This window comes from Porphyrobacter sp. ULC335, from assembly GCF_025917005.1.
GTDB lineage: Bacteria > Pseudomonadota > Alphaproteobacteria > Sphingomonadales > Sphingomonadaceae > Erythrobacter.
The window spans coordinates 2,321,119-2,344,067 of the sequence record NZ_CP078091.1 but is presented as its reverse complement, the minus strand read 5'-3'; the positions used below and the strand labels follow the sequence as shown (position 1 = coordinate 2,344,067).

At 65.5% G+C, this 22,949-nt stretch carries 19 protein-coding genes and 1 tRNA gene; 9 read left to right on the top strand and 11 right to left on the bottom strand.

All coding sequences use genetic code 11. The features are described from left to right. Window positions 1–8: 8 nt before the first annotated feature. Complete coding sequence (locus KVF90_RS11115) at window positions 9–1,013, top strand: NAD(P)H-dependent flavin oxidoreductase (RefSeq protein WP_264391641.1); 1,005 nt, start codon at window positions 9–11, stop codon at window positions 1,011–1,013. 3 nt (window positions 1,014–1,016) lie between these two features. On the opposite strand, the gene KVF90_RS11110 is transcribed toward KVF90_RS11115, so the two are convergent. From KVF90_RS11110 to KVF90_RS11100, 3 genes are all read right to left on the bottom strand, one after another. Continuing rightward, complete coding sequence (locus tag KVF90_RS11110; RefSeq protein WP_264391640.1) at window positions 1,017–1,535, bottom strand: AHH domain-containing protein; 519 nt, start codon at window positions 1,533–1,535, stop codon at window positions 1,017–1,019. Next, a complete protein-coding gene (locus KVF90_RS11105) occupies window positions 1,536–2,207 on the bottom strand; it encodes a hypothetical protein (RefSeq protein WP_264391639.1) in 672 nt (223 codons plus the stop codon). A gap of 228 nt (window positions 2,208–2,435) precedes the next feature. Then, entirely contained in the window at window positions 2,436–2,933 is a 498-nt protein-coding gene (locus KVF90_RS11100; RefSeq protein WP_264391638.1) for a flavodoxin family protein, read from the bottom strand. Between the two features lie 83 nt (window positions 2,934–3,016). Between KVF90_RS11100 and recJ the strand changes: the two genes are divergently transcribed. The 8 genes from recJ (at window position 3,017) to phoB (ending at window position 11,526) form a co-directional block, all read left to right on the top strand. Then, complete coding sequence (gene recJ, locus KVF90_RS11095; protein ID WP_264391637.1) at window positions 3,017–4,825, top strand: single-stranded-DNA-specific exonuclease RecJ; 1,809 nt, start codon at window positions 3,017–3,019, stop codon at window positions 4,823–4,825. A gap of 82 nt (window positions 4,826–4,907) precedes the next feature. Continuing rightward, window positions 4,908–4,982 (top strand) — tRNA-Glu (locus KVF90_RS11090). Window positions 4,983–5,097: 115 nt separating this feature from the next. Further along, a complete protein-coding gene (locus KVF90_RS11085; RefSeq protein ID WP_264391636.1) occupies window positions 5,098–6,351 on the top strand; it encodes a sensor histidine kinase in 1,254 nt (417 codons plus the stop codon). 125 nt (window positions 6,352–6,476) lie between these two features. Continuing rightward, a complete protein-coding gene (gene pstC, locus KVF90_RS11080) occupies window positions 6,477–7,862 on the top strand; it encodes a phosphate ABC transporter permease subunit PstC (protein ID WP_264391635.1) in 1,386 nt (461 codons plus the stop codon). Continuing rightward, window positions 7,859–9,145 (top strand): phosphate ABC transporter permease PstA, encoded by a 1,287-nt coding sequence (pstA, locus tag KVF90_RS11075; protein WP_264391634.1) that lies wholly within the window; start codon window positions 7,859–7,861, stop codon window positions 9,143–9,145. Before pstC ends, pstA begins: the two co-directional genes overlap by 4 nt. Window positions 9,146–9,162: 17 nt before the next feature. Further along, window positions 9,163–9,930, top strand: a complete 768-nt coding sequence (gene pstB, locus KVF90_RS11070; protein WP_264394488.1) for a phosphate ABC transporter ATP-binding protein PstB — start codon at window positions 9,163–9,165, stop codon at window positions 9,928–9,930. Then, on the top strand, window positions 9,930–10,598 hold the full coding sequence (phoU, locus tag KVF90_RS11065) for a phosphate signaling complex protein PhoU (RefSeq protein WP_264391633.1): 669 nt from the start codon (window positions 9,930–9,932) through the stop codon (window positions 10,596–10,598). The genes pstB and phoU overlap by 1 nt, the downstream gene beginning before the upstream one ends. Before the next feature lie 238 nt (window positions 10,599–10,836). Then, the gene (gene phoB / locus KVF90_RS11060) at window positions 10,837–11,526 is read left to right on the top strand and encodes a phosphate regulon transcriptional regulator PhoB (protein WP_264391632.1); all 690 of its coding nucleotides are present in this window, start codon (window positions 10,837–10,839) and stop codon (window positions 11,524–11,526) included. Between the two features lie 3 nt (window positions 11,527–11,529). Here the strand turns inward: phoB and KVF90_RS11055 are convergent, their stop codons facing one another. From KVF90_RS11055 to KVF90_RS11020, 8 genes are all read right to left on the bottom strand, one after another. Continuing rightward, window positions 11,530–12,249: an extensin family protein gene (locus KVF90_RS11055; protein WP_264391631.1), complete on the bottom strand. Its 720-nt coding sequence runs from the start codon at window positions 12,247–12,249 to the stop codon at window positions 11,530–11,532. Between the two features lie 9 nt (window positions 12,250–12,258). Then, the gene (locus KVF90_RS11050) at window positions 12,259–15,747 is read right to left on the bottom strand and encodes an error-prone DNA polymerase (protein WP_264391630.1); all 3,489 of its coding nucleotides are present in this window, start codon (window positions 15,745–15,747) and stop codon (window positions 12,259–12,261) included. A 1-nt stretch (window position 15,748) separates the two neighbouring features. Next, window positions 15,749–17,197 carry a UdgX family uracil-DNA binding protein gene (locus tag KVF90_RS11045; RefSeq protein ID WP_264391629.1) on the bottom strand — a complete coding sequence of 483 codons (1,449 nt, stop codon included), beginning with the start codon at window positions 17,195–17,197 and terminating at the stop codon, window positions 15,749–15,751. Continuing rightward, a complete protein-coding gene (locus tag KVF90_RS11040) occupies window positions 17,197–18,435 on the bottom strand; it encodes a putative DNA modification/repair radical SAM protein (RefSeq protein WP_264391628.1) in 1,239 nt (412 codons plus the stop codon). The genes KVF90_RS11045 and KVF90_RS11040 overlap by 1 nt, the downstream gene beginning before the upstream one ends. An 82-nt stretch (window positions 18,436–18,517) precedes the next feature. Beyond that, window positions 18,518–18,850 carry a PilZ domain-containing protein gene (locus KVF90_RS11035; RefSeq protein ID WP_264391627.1) on the bottom strand — a complete coding sequence of 111 codons (333 nt, stop codon included), beginning with the start codon at window positions 18,848–18,850 and terminating at the stop codon, window positions 18,518–18,520. Window positions 18,851–18,906: 56 nt separating this feature from the next. Then, window positions 18,907–20,370, bottom strand: a complete 1,464-nt coding sequence (locus KVF90_RS11030) for a DNA polymerase Y family protein (RefSeq protein WP_264394487.1) — start codon at window positions 20,368–20,370, stop codon at window positions 18,907–18,909. 49 nt (window positions 20,371–20,419) lie between these two features. Continuing rightward, the gene (locus tag KVF90_RS11025; protein ID WP_264391626.1) at window positions 20,420–21,190 is read right to left on the bottom strand and encodes a recA-like protein; all 771 of its coding nucleotides are present in this window, start codon (window positions 21,188–21,190) and stop codon (window positions 20,420–20,422) included. 101 nt (window positions 21,191–21,291) lie between these two features. Then, complete coding sequence (locus tag KVF90_RS11020) at window positions 21,292–22,869, bottom strand: amino acid permease (protein ID WP_264391625.1); 1,578 nt, start codon at window positions 22,867–22,869, stop codon at window positions 21,292–21,294. Window positions 22,870–22,949: the final 80 nt, after the last annotated feature.

The window sequence follows — 22,949 nt, the reverse complement described above, 5'->3', positions numbered from 1 at the left end:
AGAAACCCATGCCCCTTCCCGCCCCGTTTGATCGCCTGCGCTTGCCGCTGATCGGATCGCCGCTGTTCATCGTCTCCGGCCCGGAGCTGGTGATCGCGCAGTGCAAGGCGGGGATCATCGGCAGCTTTCCGGCGCTGAACGCCCGGCCGCAGTCGCAGCTGGATGAATGGCTCCACCAGATCACCGAGGAACTGGCCGCCCACAACCGCGCGCATCCTGATCGTCCGGCTGCGCCCTTCGCGGTCAACCAGATCGTCCACAAGACCAACGACCGCGTCGATGCCGACATGGCGACGTGCGAGAAGTGGCAGGTGCCGATGATCATCACCTCGCTGGGTGCGCGCGAGGACATCTACACCGCCGTGCGCAACTGGGGCGGCGTGACGATGCACGACGTCATCAACAACCGCTTTGCCCACAAGGCGATCGAAAAGGGCGCAACCGGCCTGATCCCGGTGGCGGCGGGCGCTGGCGGTCACGCGGGCGCGCTGTCGCCCTTCGCGCTGATGCAGGAAATCCGCGAGTGGTTCGACGGGCTCGTCGCGCTGTCCGGTAGCGTCGGCCACGGGGCGACGATCCTTGCAGCACAAGCCCTGCGTGCCGACTTCGCCTATGCCGGCAGCGCCTTCATCGCCACCAAGGAAGCCAACGCTGCCGAAGGTTACAAGCAAGGCATCGTCGAGGGCTCGTCCGAAGGGATCGTCTACACCAACCTCTTCACCGGCGTGCACGGCAACTACCTGCGCTCCTCGATCGAGGCGGCGGGGATGGACCCGGACAACCTGCCCGTCAGCGATCCCAGCAAGATGAACTTCGGCAGCGGCGGCAACACCAAGGCCAAGGCGTGGAAGGATATCTGGGGCTCCGGTCAGGGCATCGGCCCGATCAAGGAAGTCGGCACGGTCGAAGACCTCGTCGCCCGGTTCGAGCGCGAATATCACGCCGCCAAGGCGCAACTGCTCGCCAATTCGGGCTATGCCTCGTGGGGCGCAATGGCCGAAGCGGCAGAGTAAGCTTTACTCCGCCATCCACAGCGCTTCGGCCATTGCGTCGAGTTCGCTGAAGTCAAAGCCGGTGCCGAGCGGGTCCCTGCGATTCAGCACGACCCGCCGGCGCTGCGCGAGCAATTGCCGCCGCAACGCGCCTTGCAGCAGATGCAGGCGGAACAAGGCTTCGCCGAGTGCGTCTTCGTCATTCCGTCGGCGCGCGAGGGACCACTGCGCCTCGATCCGGCCGACGCGTGCGATCACCACTTCGTTGTAACGATGATGCGGACCGCGGTGCAGCGGCATTCCCGTGCGCAGCGACGCGCCCTCGGTCGAGGGCATCAGCAAGCCGTTGTAGCGGAAATCATCGAACCCGATCCGCGCCCGCCCCACGTCGGCAAACATCCGCCCGAAGCAGCGTTGCGATAGCAGTTGGCAGGGCAGCAGGTGATGGCGCTGCAATCCGGGGTCGTAGTCTGCCGTGCCCGGCGCATTCACCGAGCGGAAGGTAACAACAGTCAGGTTGGCGGTGCGACCCGAAGCCTGCATCTATTCGCGCCACACACTGATCAGCGCACGGTTGCGCGAGGGGCGGAGCACCAGGCGCGTGCCATCGGGTGCGGTAATGCGGTCATCCTGCTGGAGCTCGCCAGCAAGGACCAGATGATTGATCAAGCGGATACCGAGCCGAGTGGCGGCCACACGGTCGGCGCTGAACGGCGGCTCGATCCTGAGTTCCTGCCCGATCCAGTAACCGAGGCCCACGCTTTCGAGCGCACCATCGGGCGTTTCGACAAAGGCGCACAGTCCCAGCGCCGGGAACGCGCCTCCATCAAGCCACGAGCTGATGACGGATTCGAAAAACCGCCGCCCGATCACACTGTTCGCCGGGCCCCACCCTACCGCGACCAGATCATCGAACTGGCGCACCATCTCGCAGGCCAGTGCCAACATCGCACGGACCAGGGGCAGGCTGCCGCGTCCGGCCGCGAGATGCGGTCCCGGGCGGAGAGTCAGGACATCATATTCGCCCTCTAAGGGCAATGCAGTCATATCGAAGCGATGTGCGAAATCGGGGTATAGGCTCGCAGGGCCGGGCGCCACGCCGCTGAGATCAAAGGTCAGCCCGTCGCGCAGCAGTTCCAGCCAATGCATCTGGCCTGGCCACAGCGTCTCGGCGTGCGGCGCATCGTCGGGAACGGGATCGTGGCTGATGCTCACCGTTGGCTGGCGGTTCGCAAAGGCGCGAATCGCAAGCCTGTCGGGCCGTTTGCCACCGGCAAACAGCAGGTGCAGCTCGGCATCCTGAGCGCGCTGCGGCTGTAAAATCGTCCAGGCCTCCCTCGTAAGTTGGCCGAATAGCAACAGAATTCCTGCTCTACATTTGCCGCGTTTGCCGTGACTCGTCGAGTCCCCAAAGGGCCTACTGGTTCCGCTTCGGAGCAAACGTCAGAACAGGCCCAGCCTCAACCCTTCTGCCAGCGCCGCACCGGTGTCGCGCGCCCGATCAAGCGCTTCGGGGGCCACCTGCTTGGGAGCTGCAATGGCTTCGGGTGTCTGCGCGCCGAGGTTGACGATCAGCGGCTCCGCCACCCGCCGCAGCCGCCAGCCTGTCACGATCCGATCGATCTGGCGCTGCGCCCCCTCCCCGTCCGATCCGGCAGCGATGATCGTGGCATAGGGACGCCCCTCGATCCGGCCCAGCACGGGGTAATAGGCGCGGTCGAACATCTCCTTCATCAGCCCGCTCATGCTGCCGAGATTCTCGGGACAGCAGAAGATGTAGCCATCAGCCGCCAGCAGCATGTCAGGCGTGGCCTCGTCCGCAGACACAAACCATGCCGCCCCGCCCGCGCCCTCTGCTGCCGCATGCGCCAGCGCGGCGCTCGCACCGGTGCGGCTATGCCAGACGATCAACAGGCGGGGTTCGGGAGGGCCATCATCCATCAGGCAAAGGCTTCCGTGCAGGCCTGTCGATTGTCAACCGCGCGCACCTGTTGGCGAACAATGCTTTGCGCTATCAGCAGGACATGGCCACCCTTCCGCTTTCCTCCCCCGGCTTTGCCCCGGTGCTCGGCGTTACCTGCTCGCTTTCGGGAAAGGCATGGCGTTGGCGCGGCGGGAACATGGAGCTGGACGCGGACAGCGCGGGCGGCCCGCATGGGCTCAATCATTCGATCATCGATCAATTGCTGCTGACCCGGGGCGTGGCGGAAGATGATCTGGCACGCCATGCCCAGCCCACCATGCGCGGCTTCCTGCCCGATCCCTCCACTTTCCGCGACATGGATACCGCCGCCGAACGCCTTGCACACAGTGTGATGACCGGCGAGCGGGTGACGATCTACGGCGATTACGATGTCGACGGGGCGACCAGTGCCGCGTTGCTGGTGGAACTGCTGCGCCAGCTGGGTCTGGAGGCGGGTTACTATATCCCCGACCGCTTGCTCGAAGGATATGGTCCGTCGGGAGAGGCGCTGGTCAAACTCGCGGAAAACGGATCGCAGCTGATCGTCACGGTCGATTGCGGCGCGATGGCGCACGAGGCGTTGGGCATGGCGCGCGATGTCGGGGTCGATGTGATCGTGGTCGATCACCACAAATGCTCGGCCGACCTTCCGCCTGCGACCGCACTGGTCAATCCCAACCGCCTCGACGAAAGCGATCTTGGCGCGGCGCATGGCCATCTGGCGGCAGTCGGCGTGGCCTTCCTGCTCGGCATCGCGCTGGTGCGAAACCTGCGCACCAAGGGCTGGTTCGCCCAGCGGCGCGAGCCTGACCTGATGGGCCTGCTCGATCTGGTGGCGCTGGGCACCGTGGCCGATGTCGCCGCGCTGCACGGCCTCAACCGCGCTTTTGTGGCGCAAGGGTTGAAGGTACTCGCCCGGCGCGAACGGATCGGCATGGCGGCGCTGATGGATGCAAGCCGTCTCACCCGCGCGCCGCAATGCAGCGACCTCGGTTTCGCGCTCGGCCCGCGCATCAATGCAGGGGGCCGGATCGGCGAATCGACACTTGGGGTGCGGCTGCTGACCACCACCGATCCCGAAGAAGCGCGCACCATCGCCGCGCAGCTATCGCAACTGAACGAGGAACGCCGCGCCATCGAAGGCGAAGTGCAGGAAGCCGCCGAAGCGCAGCTTGCCGGACAGCACAACATGGCGGTGCAGGTGATCGCCGGGCATGGCTGGCATCCGGGCGTGATCGGGATCGTTGCCGGGCGGATCAAGGAAAAGACCGGCAAGCCTGCGGTGGTCATCGCGCTCGACGATGTGCAGGGCAAAGGCTCTGGCCGGTCGATCAGCGGGGTCGATCTGGGCGCCGCGATCATCGCCGCGCGCGAGGCCGGCTTGCTGGTGGCAGGCGGCGGGCACGCCATGGCGGCGGGGTTGACGATTGATCCGGCGCGGCTCGCGGATTTTGCCGGATTCCTCGACGAACGCCTCGCCCGCGATGTGGAGCGTGCGCGGGCGGGTGCGGCGATGCTGCTCGATCTGGCGCTGGCGCCGGGCGGGCTTACGCCGGAGCTTGTCGAGATGATGGAGGCAGCCGGACCCTACGGCGTGGGCTGGCCTGCGCCGCGGATTGCCGTCGGCCCGGTGCGCATCATCAAGGCGGATATCGTCGGCAAGGACCACCTGCGGCTGGTCGCCAGCGGGAACGACGGGCGCAGCTTCAAGGCGATCGCTTTCCGTGCTGCCGAGACGGAGATGGCGCAGACCCTGCTCCACCGCAGCCAGGGTCGCCGCTTCCACCTCGCCGGACGCGCCAAGATCGATGATTGGGGCAACCGCCCGGCGGCCGAATTGATGCTGGAAGATGCTGCTTTCGCCGATTGAGCGCCGACAGCAAAGTTTTGCGCAGGTCGGGGCTTGACCGTCCCGAAACACCCCCCTAAAGGCGCGCTCTCGCAATCGCGACGGCCCCTTCGTCTAGCGGTTAGGACGCGGCCCTTTCACGGCTGAAACACGGGTTCGATTCCCGTAGGGGTCACCACCTTCGGGTGTGATTGAAACAGGGCGGCAGGCTTCGGCTTGGCCGCCCTTTTTCGTATCTCGCGGCAGGCGCACCCCCCTTCCCTCGCTGAAAGCTTGGCTGTAAGGCCTCTGGCATGGGCAGCAGCCAGAACATCCCCATCGCCGGCATCCTGCTAGCGGCGGTGACCTTCGTGGCGCTGCTGCTGCTGGGCACGGATGTCGTCATTGCGGTCTGCGTGCTGACGGTATGGGTCGGGTCGCTGCTGGTCGCCGCCGGACGCCCGCCGGAGCCGCCCAAGGCGAAGGTCAAGCAGCCGCTCACGCTCGAATCGATTGGCGACCTGATCGAAAATTCCTCGATCCCGCTGGTCATTACCGAACGTAACACCATTGCCCTTGCCAACAGCGCCGCTCGCAAGATGCTGGGGCCGCATGTGATCGGTCAGGACGCCCGCGTCGGCCTGCGCCAGCCCGAAGCGATCTCTTTGCTGGCCGAAAACCGTCAGGGCGAGGCGATCGTGCGCGGGCTCGTGCGGCGCAATGACATCTGGCAGATCAACCGCCAGATGATCGACGAGCGGCTGGCGATGCTCGAATTCATCAACCAGACCGCCGAGGCTGACATCAGCCGCGCGCATACCGATTTCGTCGCCAATGCCAGCCACGAACTGCGCACGCCGCTGGCCGCGATCCTCGGTTATGTGGAAACCTTGCAGGAAGGCGACGGCAGTCTCGAAACGCCGACCGCGCGCAAGTTTCTCGGCATCATCGAGCGCGAGGCGCAGCGGCTGCACGCGCTGGTCAGCGACCTCATGAGTCTTTCGCGGGTCGAGGCGGAAAAGCACGATCTGCCGACTGAACGCATCGACCTGGCCTCCCTTGTCGAGCGTGCCGCCCGCGATGCCGCCGGGCCGCAGCGGCTCGATCGGCTGGCGCTGCAATTGACCACCGAACCGGTGGTGACCGGCGATCTGCAACAGCTTGAACAGGTGGTGCGCAACCTCGTCGACAATGCGCTGAAATATGGCGCGCCCGATACGCCGGTGACGGTGGTGCTCGATCTGGCGCAGGGCGATTTGGCGCGGATTGCGGTGATCGACCAAGGCGACGGTATCGCGCCCGAACAGATCCCGCACCTCACCCGCCGCTTCTACCGCACCGATCCGGGCCGCAGCCGCGCCTCTGGCGGCACCGGCCTGGGCCTTGCCATCGTCAAGCATATTGTGGAACGCCACCGGGGCCGGCTCGACATCACCAGCGAAGTCGGCAAAGGCACCCGCGTGGTCGTTCGAATTCCGCTCGCCGAAGCCATTTTGCCGGTTGAAACCGCCTCATCGGAGACGGACGATAATGGCCCCCGCGAGCCGGAATCCGAACAACTGTCATAAACCTGTCTTATTTGTTCAACATGGCGCCGTCATGGCAACGGAGCCGGACCTTACGGCGCTCGTGTCCCGAAACACGCGGGCCAACTGAAAAAACGCAATTCCTGCAGGAAACACAGGTCTGATTCATGTCGCCGATCACGCTGATCCTGATTGCTCTTGGCCTCGGCCTGCTTGGCTGGCTGGCTGGCCGTGCCAAGGCGTGGAGCTTCCAGACGAGCGATGCGGCACATCGCCCTGCCTCGCGCCCGATCTATCACGCATGGTACGTCGCCCTGTGGGTGGTGATCCCGGTGCTGGTCTTCGTGGTGGCATGGTCGGTGATCGCGCCGCAGCTGGTCATGCAGACCGTGCTCGCCTCCCCCGCAGCAGAAGCGCTGCCCGCTTTCGGGTTTGAACGTGACGCCTTCCTCGGTGAGGCCCGCGCGGTGGCGCTGGGGCAGGCGCCGGGTGTCTTCAATGACGAGGCCGAGGCGCTGATCGCGCCGTTCCGCGATGCCTTTGCCCATTACAACACCATCGGCATCCTCGTCACGGTGCTGATCGCGCTGGCAGGCGGCGCGCTCGCCTTCCTGCGCCTTCGCCCGCAATTCGGCGCACGTACGCGGGTCGAGCGGACGGTGATGACCTTCCTGCTGCTTGCATCGCTGGTGGCGATTCTCACCACGCTCGGCATCTTCGCCAGCCTCGTGTTCGAAACGGTGCGCTTCTTCGGCATGGTCTCGCCGATCGATTTCCTGTTCGGCACCAAGTGGGGGCCGGACACGATGAGCAGCCCCGAGGCGGTCGATCCGACCCGCTATGGCGCGGTGCCGTTGTTCTGGGGGACGATCTTCATCGGCGCGGTGATCGCCATGATCGTCGCCATCCCGCTCGGCCTGATGAGCGCGATCTACCTCACCCAATATGCCGACCCGCGCGTGCGCACCTGGATCAAGCCGCTGCTGGAGCTGCTCGCAGGCGTGCCGACGGTGGTCTATGGCTATTTCGCCGCGCTCACCCTCGCCCCGATGATCCGCGATGCCGCCGTGGCGGTGGGCATCACCAACGCCTCGACAGAGAGCGCGCTGGCGGCGGGCATCGTGATGGGGGTGATGATCATCCCCTTCGTCTCCTCGATGGCGGACGATTCGATGGCGGCTGTTCCCGGCGCGATGCGTGACGGCAGCCTTGCGATGGGCGCGACCAAGTCCGAGACGATCCGCCGCGTGCTGTTTCCGGCCGCGCTGCCCGGGATTGTGGCCGGGATTATGCTGGCAGTCAGCCGCGCGATTGGCGAGACCATGATCGTGGTGATGGCCGCGTCTCCCGCCGCCAATCTCTCCCTCAATCCGCTTGAGCCGATGTCGACCGTTACGGTGCAGATCGTCAAGCTGCTGACCGGCGAACAGAGCACCGATCACCCCGCAACGCTCAGCGCCTATGCGCTCGGCTTCGTGCTGTTCATGGTGACGCTGGCGCTCAACTTCATCGCCCTGCGCGTCGTCAAGCGTTTCCGCGAGGCTTACGAATGAGCATTTCCGCCCTTCCTCAGGATGCAACGCCCAGCGCCGAACAGTTGGGCCCCACCCGCACGCCCGCCTTCGAGCAGCGGCTCGCCAAGCGTTACCGGGCGGAACGCAATTTCCGCCGCATCGGGCTTGGCGCGGTGGTGTTCTCGGTCGCGGTCCTGGTGTTCCTGCTCGGCAACATGCTGATGAACGGCGTGGCCGGGTTCCAGCGCGCCGAGCTTGAGGTGACCATCGACTTTGCCGCCAGCGGCGTAAAAGGCGACGCGGTATCACTGACAGCGCCGAGCGCGGTGCAGACCCTCGAAATGCAGGGAATGCCTGCGATCGTCACTTTCTTCGCCGAGCAGCAGCTGGGCAAGGACGCCGCCGCGCAAATCTCGCCCGAGGCGTGGCGCGATGTTGCCATGGCGCTGACCAAGAACCCCGATCTCATCACCGGCAGCGATACCTTCTATCTACCCACCACCTCGGCGCTGGCCGCGGGCATGCAGGGCGAAGGCTCACCGGAATTGCAGGCGCTCGCCGCCAGGCTGACCGATCAGGGCAAGCTTTCGCGCAACTGGGACTGGGGTTTTCTCGCCCGTTCCGACGCGACGAGCCCGCAGTCGGTGGGCATCTGGGGCGCGCTCAAGGGCTCGATGCTGACCATGCTGGTCACGCTGGTGCTGGCTTTCCCCATCGGCGTGCTCTCGGCGCTGTATCTTGAGGAATATGCCCCCCGCAACCGCTGGACCGACATCATCGAAGTGTCGATCAGCAACCTGGCGGCGGTGCCTTCGATCATCTTCGGCCTGCTGGGGCTCTCGATCTTCCTTGCGCTATTCCCCAACCTGCGATCTGCGCCGCTGATCGGGGGCATGACGCTGGCGCTGATGACGATGCCGGTGATCGTGATTTCCGGGCGTAACGCGATCAAGGCGGTGCCGCCTTCGATCCGTGACGGGGCGCTCGCTATCGGGGCCTCGCCCGTGCAAGTTGTGTTCCACCATGTGCTGCCGCTGGCGCTGCCGGGCATGTTGACCGGCACTATCATCGGCATGGCCCGCGCGCTGGGTGAAACCGCGCCGCTGCTGCTGATCGGGATGCGCATCTTCGTTGCCACCCCGCCCGAAGGCTTCACCTCGCCCGCCACCGTTCTGCCGATGCAGATCTTCCTGTGGTCGGACGAGATCGATCGCGGCTTTGTCGAACGCACCAGTGCGGCTATCATCGTGCTGCTGGTGTTCCTGCTGACAATGAACGGCCTCGCCATCTACCTCCGCAACAAGTTCGAGAAACGCTGGTGACTGTAATCCATCCCAATATGGCCGACGAAAACGCGAAGATTCGCGCGCGTGACGTTTGCGTCTTCTACGGCGACAAGAAGGCGATCGATCATGTGTCGATCGACATCTCGCCCAATTACGTCACGGCTTTCATCGGCCCGTCGGGCTGCGGGAAGTCCACCTTCCTGCGGTGCTTCAACCGCATGAACGACACGATCGGTGCGGCCAAGGTGACCGGGCTGATTGAGCTGGACGGCGAGGACATCCACGGCAACCGCATGGACGTGGTGCAATTGCGCGCCCGTGTCGGCATGGTGTTCCAGAAGCCCAACCCCTTCCCCAAGACCATCTACGAAAACATCGCCTATGGCCCCCGCATCCACGGGCTGGCCGAGAAGAAGGCCGATCTCGACGTGGTGGTCGAACGCTCGCTCACCCGCGCGGGCCTGTGGGACGAGGTCAAGGACCGGCTCGAGGATTCGGGCACCGCGCTGTCCGGCGGCCAGCAGCAGCGCCTGTGCATTGCCCGCGCCATCGCGGTTGACCCCGAGGTCATCCTGATGGACGAACCGGCAAGCGCGCTCGATCCGATTGCGACCGCCAAGATCGAGGAACTGATCGATGATCTGTCCGGACGCTACGCCATCGTGATCGTCACCCACTCGATGCAGCAGGCCGCGCGCGTGAGTCAGCGCACGGCCTTCTTCCACCTCGGCAAGATGGTGGAATACGGCCCGACCTCAGAGATCTTCACCAATCCGATCGAAGAGCGTACCAAAGACTATATCACCGGAAGGTACGGCTGATGGCTGAACATACCGTCAAGGCATTCGATGAGGACATCACCCGGCTGCGCGGGTTGATTGCGGAGATGGGCGGCCTCGCCGAAGTCGCGATCGCCGAATCGCTCGACGCGCTGGTGCGCGGGGACGAGGCACTGGCCGAACAGGTGGTGCTGCGCGACAAGCGCATGGACGCGCTCGAAATGGAGGTCGACAAGCTCGCGGTGCGGATCATCGCCCTGCGCGCGCCGATGGCCGATGACCTTCGCGAAGTGATCGCCGCGCTGAAAATCGCTGGCGTGCTGGAACGGATCGGCGATTATTCCAAGAACATCGCCAAGCGCACCGGCATGATCGAAGGCCGCGCCCGGTTCGAACCGCTGACGCTGCTGCCCACCATGGGCGAGTTGGCGGGCGAGATGGTGCACGACGTGCTGACCGCCTATGCCGCGCGCGATCCCGATCTGGCGCGTGAGGTGATTGCAACCGATGCCAAGGTGGACGGGTTCTACAACTCGATTTTCCGCAATCTGGTCAGCTACATGGTCGAGAATCCTTCGACCATTTCGAGCGCGGCACAACTGCTGTTTGTCGCCCGCAATATCGAACGCATCGGCGACCATGCGACCAACGTGGCCGAGATGGTGCACTTCGCGGCCACCGGCGTCTATCCGCCCGAAGGCGACCGTTGAAGCTTGCAGCCCGCAGGGGGCGGTCAGGTGGCAAGTTGGCGGCGTTAGACCCCGCTTAGACCCCTGTTAGACCCCCTCTAGACCCCGTTTAGGGGCGCCTTGTGGCAATGTTTCACGGGAAACATTGCCGATTGTCACACCGCGGTTGAAAACTTGCCGGGTTTCATCAAACTGTCGCTCGAGTGACACATAGCGCCGGGAGTTCCCCGCGCTTGCGGGCTTGAGGAGGCACTTGCGCATGTCCGCCGCCAAACTGTTGCTGGTCGAAGACGATCCCGCCCTGTCCGAGCTGCTCGAATACCGTTTCCAGAACGAAGGCTACGCCGTGCGCTGCACCGGCGATGGTGACGAAGCGCTGATGCTCGCCGCCGAGGAGGTGCCTGATCTCATCATCCTGGACTGGATGATCGAGGGCACCAGCGGGATCGAGGTCTGCCGCCGGTTGCGCCGCGACAAGGAAACGGCGCATGTCCCGATCATCATGCTCACCGCGCGCGAGGCCGAGGATGACCGGGTGCGCGGGCTGGAAACCGGGGCTGACGATTACCTCACAAAACCCTTTTCCCCCCGCGAGTTACTGGCCCGCGTCGCCGCGGTGATGCGCCGCATCCGCCCCGCTCTCGCCGGCGAAACCATCGAGGTCGGCGACCTCAAGCTCGATCCCGTCGCGCACAAGGTCCAGCGCCGCGGCCGCGCCCTGCAGCTTGGCCCGACGGAATATCGCCTGCTCAAGTTCTTCATGGAGAGCCCGGGCCGGGTGTTCAGCCGCGGCCAATTGCTTGACGGCGTTTGGGGCACAGGATCGGACATCGAACTGCGCACGGTGGACGTCCACATCCGCCGCCTGCGCAAGGCGATCGGCATTGACGGGGCAAAGGACCCGATCCGCACCGTCCGGTCGGCAGGTTACGCGCTCGAGCCGATTTAGGCGCTAGCGGCACACCCCCGCCCAGCGATCATCCTGGTCGAGGTGGAAGTGGTCGGCGTGGGCGGCGTTGTATTCGGGTGAGAGAACGGTGGCGAAGCTGCCGCATGCGCCATCCCGGACGGTGCGCAGGAACCGCTTTTCCGCCTCCGTTCCGTCCCAGTCCTTCAGCACGCTGATCCGCTGCCCGTCCTCCAGCACGAAGGCAGCGATGTCGATGGCGTTGGCGGTGGCGTGCTCGCTCCAAGGGCCCTCTGCGCCGCCATACATCCTGCGGCAGGAAAAGGCGCCGAGGTGCTCGATCCGGGCAAGTTCGCTGCCCAGAATGTCGCGTGCGGCGGGGGCCACGCTGTCGCGCCGCCATATCTCCAGCGCTGCGGCAACCGGGCAGGTAACCGCGGGCGTATCGGGGGCGAGGGGATATTCGCCAAGCCGGGTGCGATCTGTGCGCGCGCAATCCCCCACCCCGGTTGCCGGAAGCGCCGTAAAAGCAACGTCGCTGCGGGCAAGCACGGCGCGGCACTCGTCCACATCGCCCTTGAGCCTTGCGAGTTTGGTGCGGGTTGCCCATCCCGGAGGATCGCGCAGGTCGAGCGGCGCCCATGGATTGTGCTGCGGATGCACCAGCAACCACTGCCACCCCGCTATTGCTCCTGTCAGCAGCACCAGCGCGATGATGGCAAGACGGGCAGCGCGGAAATGCTTGTTTGATCGGGTGCGGGGCATCGTATCACCCTAGTGGAAGTCGCGCGACTTTGGCAAAATCCGATGGTCGCGTGGGTGCCCGGTTACGTTGGGTTGCGGGGCAAGTTCGTCGATCAGATCGCGCGGCACCGGCGGCCCCCGCTCCGGCATCGGGCGATTGACCTCGTCGGCGCGGGCGAGCGGGGCGTCCAGCAGATCGTCGGACAGCGCATGGAGCGCTTGCGTCGCGTCGGTCATGTGCGCGGCGATCACGTGGATCACCTCGTCATCATATTCGACCCGCCCGCGCACCTCCATCAGCCGCGCACCCATCACCACCTTGCGCTGCTTTTCCTTGAGGTCAGGCCAGACAACGAGGTTGATGACCCCCGTCTCGTCCTCAAGGGTGATGAAGGTGACGCCCTTGGCGCTGCCGGGGCGCTGGCGGATCAGCACCACCCCTGCGACCTGCACCATGCTGCGGAACTTGCGCGCGCGCAGATCGGCGGCACGCACGAAACCGCGTGCGGCGAGATCGGCGCGCAGGAAGGCCATCGGGTGCGCCTTCAGGCTAAGGCGGGTGGTCTGGTAATCGGCCACCACTTCTTCCGAAAGCGGCATGGCGGGGAGAGCGATGGCAGCCCGTTCCGCGCCTTCCTCGCGCACGCCAGCGGCGCGGAACAGCGGCAAGTCGGGCGCGGCGATCAGGCTGCGCGCATCCCACAGCGCCTGCCTGCGGGTAAGGCCCAGCGAGGTAAAGGCATCCGCGCTGGCAAGCCGCTCGATATGGGCAGGCGAAAGCCCGGCGCGCACGCGCAGATCGGCAATGTCGCGGTAAGCTCCGCCCGCCTCGCGCTGCGCCACCAGCGTAGCGGCGACGTGTTCGGGCAGCCCGTCGATCTGGCGCAGGCCAAGGCGCAGCGCGTGATGCTCCCCCTCGCCCTCCAGCGTGCAATCCCAAGCCGAGTGGTTCACATCGACCGGCAGCACGCGCACTCCATGCTCCGCCGCATCACGCACGATCTGCGCGGGCGCATAAAAGCCCATCGGCTGCGAATTGAGCAAGCCGCAGGCAAAGGCCGCCGGGTAATGGCACTTGAGCCAGCTCGACACGTAAACCAGCTGCGCAAAGCTTGCCGCGTGGCTTTCGGGGAAGCCGTACTCGCCGAAGCCCCTGATCTGGTTGAAACAGCGCTGCGCAAAGTCGCGGTCATAGCCGCGCGCGACCATGCGTTCGACCATCATGTCCTGAAGTTCGTCCACCATCCCGCGGCTGCGGAAGGTCGCCATCGCCTTCCTCAACCGGTTGGCTTCGAGGCTGGAGAACTTGGCCGCGTCGAGCGCGATCTTCATCGCCTGCTCCTGAAAGATCGGCACGCCCAGCGTGCGCCCGAGAATGCTGGTGAGTTCGTCAGGCGGGCCATGTTCGGGCGAAGGCGCGGGGATTTGCACCGGCTCGGCCCCGCGGCGGCGCTTCAGATAGGGGTGCACCATGTCGCCCTGGATCGGCCCGGGGCGCACAATCGCGACCTGGATGACGAGATCGTAGAACTCGCGCGGGCGCAGGCGTGGCAGCATGTTCATCTGCGCGCGGCTCTCGACCTGGAAGACGCCGAGCGAATCCCCCTTGCGCAGCATCGCATAGGTTTCCGGGTCCTCGCGCGGGACCGTGGCGAGGGTCAACGCACGGCCGTGATGCGCGGTCAGCAGATCGAGGCATTTGCGGATGCAGGTCAGCATCCCCAAGGCGAGCACATCCACTTTCAGGATGCCCAGCGCCTCGATATCGTCCTTGTCCCACTCGATGAAGCTGCGTTCCGGCATCGCGCCGTTGCCGATCGGCACGGTCTCGGTCAGCGGGCTTTCGGTGAGGATGAAGCCTCCGACATGCTGGCCCAGATGCCGCGGCATTCCAATCATCTGCTCGGTGAGCTTCAGAACCCGCCGCAGATGTGGATCGGTGATATCAAGCCCGGTTTCGGCAGCGTGCTTCTCGCTGATCTCGCGCCCCCAACCGCCCCACACTGTGCGCGCCAAGGCGCTGGTGACGTCTTCGCTGAGGCCCATCACCTTGCCCACCTCGCGGATCGCCATGCGCGGGCGGTAGTGGATGACGGTTGCGCACAGCCCGGCCCGGTCACGGCCATATTTGCGGTAGATGTACTGGATCACCTCCTCGCGCCGCTCGTGCTCGAAATCGACGTCGATATCGGGCGGTTCTTTCCGCTCTTCGGAGATGAAGCGGTCGAACAGCAGCTGGTGCTTGGCCGGATCGACGCTGGTGATGCCGAGCACGTAGCACACGGCGGAATTGGCCGCGCTGCCCCGCCCCTGACACAGGATCGGCGGATCGCACCCCCGCGCGAAATCGACGATGTCCTTGATGGTGAGGAAGTAGCGGGCAAGATCAAGCTTGGCGATGAGAGCAAGCTCGCGCTGCAAAGTCTCGCGCACCGCTTCAGGAAGGCCCTCGGGATAGCGCCGCGCTCCACCTGCCCAGACCTCGGCTTCCAGATATTGCTGCGGGCTCTGCCCGTCGGGGTAAATTTCTTCGGGGTATTCGTAGCGCAATTCATCGAGGCTGAACTGGCAGGCGTCGGCCACTGCGCGCGCTGCGGCGATGGCGTGCGGCCAGCGCGCGAACAGGCGCTGCATTTCCTCGGGCGATTTGAGATGCCGCTCGGCATTGGGGTGGAGCAAGTATCCGGCCGCCGCCACCGTCGTCTTGTGCCGGATCGCGGTCATCACGTCCTGCAAGGCGCGGCGCTCGGGGGCGTGATAGTGGACGTCGTTGGTGGCGAGCAGGCCGAGGCCATGTGCGCGGGCGAGTGCGTCCAGGCACTCGATCCGCGCAATATCATCGCCGCGGTAGAGGTAACTGGCGGCGATGTGGCGCAAGGTCGGCAGCTGCCGGACGAGGTGGGGGAGGAGATCGGGGAACGCCATCTCTCGCTCGTCATCCCGGCAAAAGCCGGGATCGCTGTCGTCAAGCGGTCCCGGATCGGGTCCGGATCGGCGGAAGGGGATAACATTGCTGGGCACCTGAATGCTGAACTCTGCCTCCAGATCATCCGGTGGTAGCAGGATCAGCTGCACGCCTTCCGTCTCCGCCGCCAACATCGCCAGCGTGATCTGGCACACGCCCTTCTCCTGCCACTCGCCCTCGGGCGTCTGCATCCGCCCGGCGCTGATGAGGCGGCATAACCGACCATAGGCGGCGCGGTCCTCGGGGTAGGCGAGGAAGGCGAGCCCCTCGACAGTCTCGATCCGGCAGCCGATCACGGGCCGCATCTTGAGCGTCTTCGCCTCGGTGTGGATGCGCACCACCCCGGCCATCGAATTGACGTCGGCAATCCCCAGCGCGTCGTAGCCCAGGGCGTGCGCCGCCAGCACCATGTCGACCGCGTCCGAAGCCCCGCGCAGGAAGCTGAAGCAGCTGACCAGGCCGAGCTCGACAAAAGGCGCGCGCGGCGGCGGCGCGACCGCAGCGGGGTCGATATCGAGCGTGCGCTTGTCGGGGGTGAGCGGACCTTCGGGCATCTCAGCCTGTCAGCTCCGCTAGCCGCTCCCTCACCGCTGCGAGATCGGCGGCGAATAGCGCTGCCTGTTGCTCGCGCGCCGCACCGTCCAATCGCAGCAGGTAGGAAGGGTGCGCCGTCACCCACAGCTCGGTTGCAGCATCGAGCATGATCGCCCTGCCCCGCTCACGGGTAATGCTGACCGTACGGCCGAGGAGACCCCGCGCGGCGCTCGCCCCCAGTGCCAGCACAATGCGGGGCCGGACGATCTGCCGCTCGGCCTCAAGCCACCAGCGGCAGGTGTCGATCTCTTTCGCGCCTGGAGACTGGTGCAGGCGGTGCTTGCCCTTCCACGTGAATTTGAAGTGCTTGACCGCATTGGTGACATAGGCCGTGCGGCGGTCGATCCCTGCTTGGATGAGGTGCTGATCGAGCAATTGTCCCGCCGGCCCGACGAACACGCGTCCAGCCAGATCCTCTTGATCCCCCGGCTGCTCACCGACGATCATCAGAGGCGCGCCCGGCGCGCCCTCGCCCATCACCGCGCGGGTACCGCAATCGGCAATCGGGCAATCGCGGCAGGCGGTAATGCTCTGCGCGATTTCGGCGAGGCTCGCAGGCCGCGCCCGTTCGGCCCGCGCGCCTGCTGCCACCATCGCCGCCTCGCGTGCCTGCGCGCCTGCGATCAGCTGCGGGATCAGCTCGGCCTCGGGCAGGTTCTTCCAGTACTTCTTCGGCATTTCCGACAGCATCGCGCCGACCTTCAGCCGCGCCGGATTGAAGATCGAGGCGTAGTAGGAGCGCCACAGATCCTCGACCGGATCGTCTCCCGGCGCATCCTCGCGGCGCGCGGGCGGGCCTTCGCGCATGGTCTCGCCGTCCCAGTGGATCGTCCCGCGCGGAGTGAGAATCGACCAGCGCATATTGGCGAAGCGGCGCATGAAGAAGCTCGCTTCGGCGCGGACGATATGGTGATCGGGCTCGAACCAGGCGACGAAGTGCGGGGTGCCGTCCTCCTCCTGAACCTCGCGGAAGCGGACAAAAGCGTGCATCTTGTGGGCATCGCGCCGCACCGATTTGGCGAGTTCCTCGATCCGGCGGACCTCGGGATCGGCCTTGTCCTCCATCAGACGGGGATTGCGCTGGAGCCGCCAGAGCACCTGATAGAGCAACCCGAAACGCGCAGGATCGCTGTGCAGCGCGGCGCTGCGGGCAATGGTGAGAAAGCGCTGGCTGGCACGCACCGGCGGCGCATCGGCGCGCGGCGCGGGCAGGCGCTTGTCGCTGCGCGCTGGGCCATCGGACGCGAACAAATCGCCTGTCCCGCCCGGCTCGATCCACGAAACCCGGTCAGGTGGCACGTCGCACCGGATCAACCCGCGTGCCCGCTCGCGCCAGAAGGCGAAATCGTCAGGCGCAGGCAGATGGACGGCATAATGCGCGCCGAGGGAGACATGCTGCATCGCTGTCATCAGAACAGCTCCAGCTGTTCCTGCTTGGGAACGATCAGGCCGCGCAGATCGGCGCGGTCGGTGAGCAGCGTGGGCCGCCAGTCGAGCGCGCAGATGAAGGGGCGCACCTTGGTGATCGAAGCGGTCAGCAGCGCGATATCATCCAGACGCAACGTCCGGTGTCGACGCGAAGCAAGGATGCGCGCCACCGCCTTGGTTCCCAGCCCCGGCACCCGCAGCAGCATTTCCCTTGGTGCGCGGTTCACATCGACCGGAAAGCTCTCGCGGAATTTCAGTGCCCAGGCGAGCTTGGGGTCAATGTCGAGCGGCAGGTTACCATCCGCCTCCGCAGCGTCGGCCACCTCCTGCGGGGCAAAGCCATAGAAGCGCATCAACCAGTCGGATTGGTACAGGCGGTGCTCGCGCAGCAGTGGCGGGCGCTTCAGCGGCAGCACCGCAGAGGCATCGGGGATCGGCGAGAAGGCGCTGTAATAGACGCGCCGCAGCCCGAAATCGCCGTAGAGCCGGCTCGCCTTGCCAATGATCGCGCTATCCGAGGCATCGTCCGCGCCGACAATCATCTGGGTGGACTGGCCCGCCGGTGCAAAGCGGGGGGCATGGCGAAAGCGCTTCCTTTCATCCTTGGCCTCGATGATCCGCGCCTTGGTCCGCCCCATCGCGCCCTCGATCTGGCCCGCATTCTTGTCGGGCGCGAGACGGGTCAGCCCGGCCGTGGTGGGCAGTTCGACATTGATCGAGACGCGGTCGGCATAAAGCCCGGCCTGATGGATCACCTCGGCATCGGCCTCGGGAATGGTCTTGAGGTGGATATAGCCGCGAAAATCGTGCTCTTCGCGCAGAATTCGCGCGACCTCGACCAGTTGCTCCATCGTATGATTGGCGCTCTTGACGATGCCCGAGGACAGGAACAGCCCCTCGATATAATTGCGGCGGTAGAAATTGAGCGTGAGGTCGACCACCTCCTGCGGCGTGAACCGGGCTCGCATCACGTTCGAGCTCTTGCGGTTGATGCAGTAGTGGCAGTCGAAGATGCAGTGGTTGGTCAGCAGGATCTTGAGCAGCGAGATGCAGCGCCCATCCGGCGCGTAGGCATGGCAAATGCCCATCCCCTCGGTCGAACCCACGCCTTTTCCGCCCAGCGAGTTCTTCTTCGCCGTTCCGGATGACGCGCAGGACGCATCATACTTCGCTGCATCGGCGAGGATTTCGAGCTTCTGGCGGAGGGTTTGCTGGGCCATGGGAACTTGGGGAACACCTTTCGTGTTCCTTATATGTTCCAGAAACCCTTCTGCCTAATGCAAAGCTTGCAAGCGCGAGGGATCAGATGACGCGGCGCAGTCTCGGGCCGGAATCGCGCTCGTCGTGCTGGTCGCACAGATAGTCGATCACCGCCGGATGCATCGCACCTTCGAAAGCGACGCCGGCGACCGAGCCTTCAACCCAGGCGACCGAACCGAGCGGGGCGTTGATCCCGTTGACCTTCATGGTCACCCGGTCACCGACTTCGGCAAACCCGGCTTTCCCGCGGATCTTGCAGCCCCCTTCGGAGAGGTCGAGCAGATCGACAAAGACCACGCGCGAACGCACGCGGCTTTTCACTGTCAGGCTCATCGGCCGACGATCGGAGGAACGCGAGATCGAGTCGAGGTTCATGCTGCAAGCATCGCACAAATCCGTAAAGGAAAGCTAAGCAAGGCGGTAAAGAGGCGTTAGGCATAAAGGCCTTGCAGGAACCAGTCCGGCATCCCGCCGCGTCCATCGCCGATGATCCCCTGACGATAGATCCAGTAACGGCGTCCCGCCTCGTCCTCGATCCGGTAATAGTCGCGCAGCCGCGCCGTGGAGCGTTCGCGCCACCATTCGGGCGCGATCCGCTCCGGCCCTTCGACGCGCACAACCTCGCGCACCTCCCCTCGCCAGCGGAAGCGCTGGGGAATGCCGTCGGGCGAGGCATAGAGCACCGCGATCGGCTCGGGCCGGTCGAGCAGCTTCAAGGGACGGGTGTGGAAGGCGAGCGTGTTCTGCATCGGCGGCACCGGGGTGAGCGGGGGTTGCCAGCCTTGCGCGCGCTCCGGGATGTGGCTGGCGCGGGCGACCGGGCGGGTGACCGCCTTGACCCCAAGCCGCACGGTCAGGCGGTCGATGCAGGCGGCAAGTGCGGTGCCGTGGTTCTCGGCGGCAGCATCGAGATCGGCCTGCGAAGCGCTGACCGGCTCGCTCCAGGGGCTGCGCAATTGCAGCATCTCGATCCCGAACCCGGCTTCGACATCGTCGAGCCGCGCGGCAAACAGCCGGGTGATGTGCGTGGGCTCACGGGTGGGAGCGGCAAGCTCGATGCGGCGCATCAGCACCTCGCCATCGACCCGCCACAGCGCCAGTTCGAGCCGCCGCGCGCCCTCCCCCCGCGCCTCGAGCGCGCGCACCATGTCATGGGCCAGATCATTCACCACCCGGTCGAGCAAATCGCGGTGGCGCAGCGGCTCCATCAGCCGGCGCTGCACCAGCGGCATCGGGCGGGCGATGACCGGCAGCAGGGGCTCAGGCACACGTCCCAGCAACTGGTCGAGCCGCAGCAGCGGATTGGCCGCGGGCGAGCGGTGATTGCGGAACCGGCGGCGCAAGGCATCGCGCGCGGCAGCCTCTTGCGCCGGATCGTCGCCGGTGCCGCTTACCCCGGCAAGCTCGCCCAGACGCTTGATGCCGAGGCGGCGGAGCACGGTCAGCACATCGTCGTCAAGCCTGAGCGCCGCGACCGGCAAATCGCCCAGCAGCCGCAGCGGATCGTCACCGGGATCGAGGATCGCACCCGCCCGCGCGTAATGGGCCAGCGCCCACGCCGCACCCGCCGTCGGCGCGAGGGCCGCGCGCGCGGCAAGGCCGCGCTGTGCAAAGGCGCGGGTGACATCTGCGATCAGCTGTGCCTCCCCGCCGAACAGGTGGGCCACCCCGGTCACATCGACCAGCAGACCATCGGGCGGATCAAGCGCGCTCCACGGCCCCCAGCGCTGCGCCCACAGGGCAAGCTTCTCGAGGTTGGCCAGGTCACCCGCCGGATCGGCCGGGACCGCCACAAGCTGCGGGCACAGCGCACGCGCATCGGCGAGCAGCATTCCCGCCCGCGCGCCTGCCGCCAGCCCCGCATCATTGACGGCGGCGATACGCGGCCCGTGCACAGTATCGAGGGTCAGCGCGGTCGGTTGCGCATCGGTGGCCGCCCGCTCCTCAGGCGCGAACGCGAGCCGCCAGCGATCGACCGACAGTCGGGCGAACCAGACGGATAATATCCGGCGTGATGGTGCCGTCGGTGTCGGAAACGGGATCGCGGCGGATGCGCAAGGTTCCAGTGTCATCGCTCAACATCCATTCGCCCGGCGCGTGGGTGCGCGCACGGAACAGTTCGGCGTGCCAGGTGGCAGTGCCGGGTGCGGCAGGGTTCCAGCGCGGGTCCGGTGACGGCGCAGCGCTCACCCGCCAGCGCATCCGTGCCGAGGAAAGATCAGGCTCCGCATCGAGCCGCACCAGCCACAATCGCACCCCGTGCCGTTCCGCCGTGAGGCTGAGACGGCGCGAGGCGGTGAAGGACAGCGAGCGCGGGTTGCCCGCAATCTCGCCGATCACGCAGACCAGATCGCGGCACTTGAGCCCTTCCTCCAGCGCGAACAGCGCGTCCTCGGGCGTGGCAGCGGCGACGTGGATCAGACGGTGACGCAGGTCCGGCGGCAGACCCGCAAGACAGGGCCGCCCGCCCAGCCTGATCGCCTTGCGATCCTGCACCCACAGCACCTGGCGGGCATCATCGCCCTCGCTCGACGCGGCCAGAGCATCGCGTGCCAGAGCCAGCGCCAGCCCCGCCCCGCTCGCTTGACTGGCGGAGGCGAAGATCTCGGAGTGGAACGGCTGGTTAGCCAAGCCCGGCCGCCAGCGTGTTTCGGCGAGCGCACGGGACAGGATGCGGGCAGGTGATGGCTTGGAGAACATGGATGAACGACTCATATGTTCGCTTTATGTTCCAACATTGCTCCGGTTGCAATGCAAAGGGCGCGAGAAGCATGTCTGCTCCCCGCGCCCTTCAAAGCACGTCCGAATGACGAGGGTCAGTCGTCGATCACCGGCCCCGGAAACTCGCCCATGTCGGGCGCATCATCCTGCCACTCGCCATGCTGGAGGTTGGAATGCGAAAGGCCGTAGATGAAATAGAGCGCAATCATCCCGGCCATGAACCAGGCAAAGAAGATCAGCACGCTCGGCGGGACGGTATAGATCAGATAGGCACAGGACAGGATGCCGAGCACCGGCGTGACCGGATAGAGCGGGACCTTGAACCCGCGCGGCAGTTCCGGCGCGTTACGGCGAAGGTAGATCACCGACAGACACACGATGGCGAAAGCTGCCAGCGTCCCGACCGAAGTCATGTCCCCCAACACGTTGATGTCGAAGAAGCCGGCGGCCACTGCCGTGATGATGCCGACCAGAGCCGTGTTCACATAGGGCGTCTGGTACTTGGGATGCACCTTGCTGAAGATCTTGGGCAGCAGGCCGTCACGCGCCATGGTGTAGAAGATCCGGGTCTGTGCATACATCAGCACCAGCACCACCGAAGTCAGGCCGATGATCGCGCCGACCTTGATGATCTTGGCGAGCCAGCCCCAGGTCGGACCGAAATTGTCGACCACCACTGCAACCGGATCGGGAACGTTGAGCGTGCCATAGGGCACCAGCAGCGTCATGATCGCAGCCACCAGCATATAGATCACGGTGCAGACAATCAGCGAGCCCAGAATGCCGAACGGCATATCCTTGGCCGGGTCCTTGGCTTCCTGCCCGGCGGTCGAAACCGCTTCGAACCCGATGTAAGCGAAGAACACAATCGAGGCGGCGCGCATGATCCCGTCAACCCCGAAGGCGCCTTCGCCGTTATTGGCGGCCGCGTCATATTCGGGGATGAAGGGCACCCAGTTGGTGGCCATCAACTCGCCGAGGTTGGACAGGACGATCAGCCCGCCAACCGCGATGAAGGCAACCAGCACGCTGACCTTGATGCCGACGATCACATTGTTGACCTTTGCCGATTCCGACACGCCCAGCATCAGCAGCCCCGAAAGCGCGATACAGATCAGGAAGGCCGGCAGATTGAAGATCGTCGTCACCGTCTGGCCATCGACGACCACCGGAACGCCATCCCGCATGAGCGTCACGCCAGCAGGACCGGTAAACTGCGGCGGTATCACAAGCCCGAAGTCCGCGAGCAGGCTGACCACATAGCCGCCCCAGCCAACCGCGACCACCGACGCAGCGAGGCCATACTCCAGCAGAAGCAGCGCCCCCATGATCCACGCGACAAACTCGCCAAGCGTCGTGTAACTATACGTGTAGGCCGAGCCTGACACCGGCAGAGTCGAGCTCAACTCGGCGTAGCAAAGCCCGGCAAAGGCACAGACAATGCCCGCAACCACAAAGGACAGCATAACCGCCGGCCCCGCATGGAGCGCCGCGGCGCTGCCGGTGCGCACGAAAATGCCCGCCCCGATGATGCAGCCTACGCCGAGCAGCAGAAGGTTCCACTTGCCGAGCGTGCGCTTCAGCTCGCTGGTCTGGGTTTCACGCTGGACCTGCGCAATCGATTTGCGCGCGAACATCCGGGCCAAAACGGATTGGTTGGGTTTGCTTGCCATTACAATTTTCCCCTGCACGCCTGCGCGGCGCGCGGCTTGATCCTGTCAAGAAACATCTGGAATAGGTCTCCCACTGATCG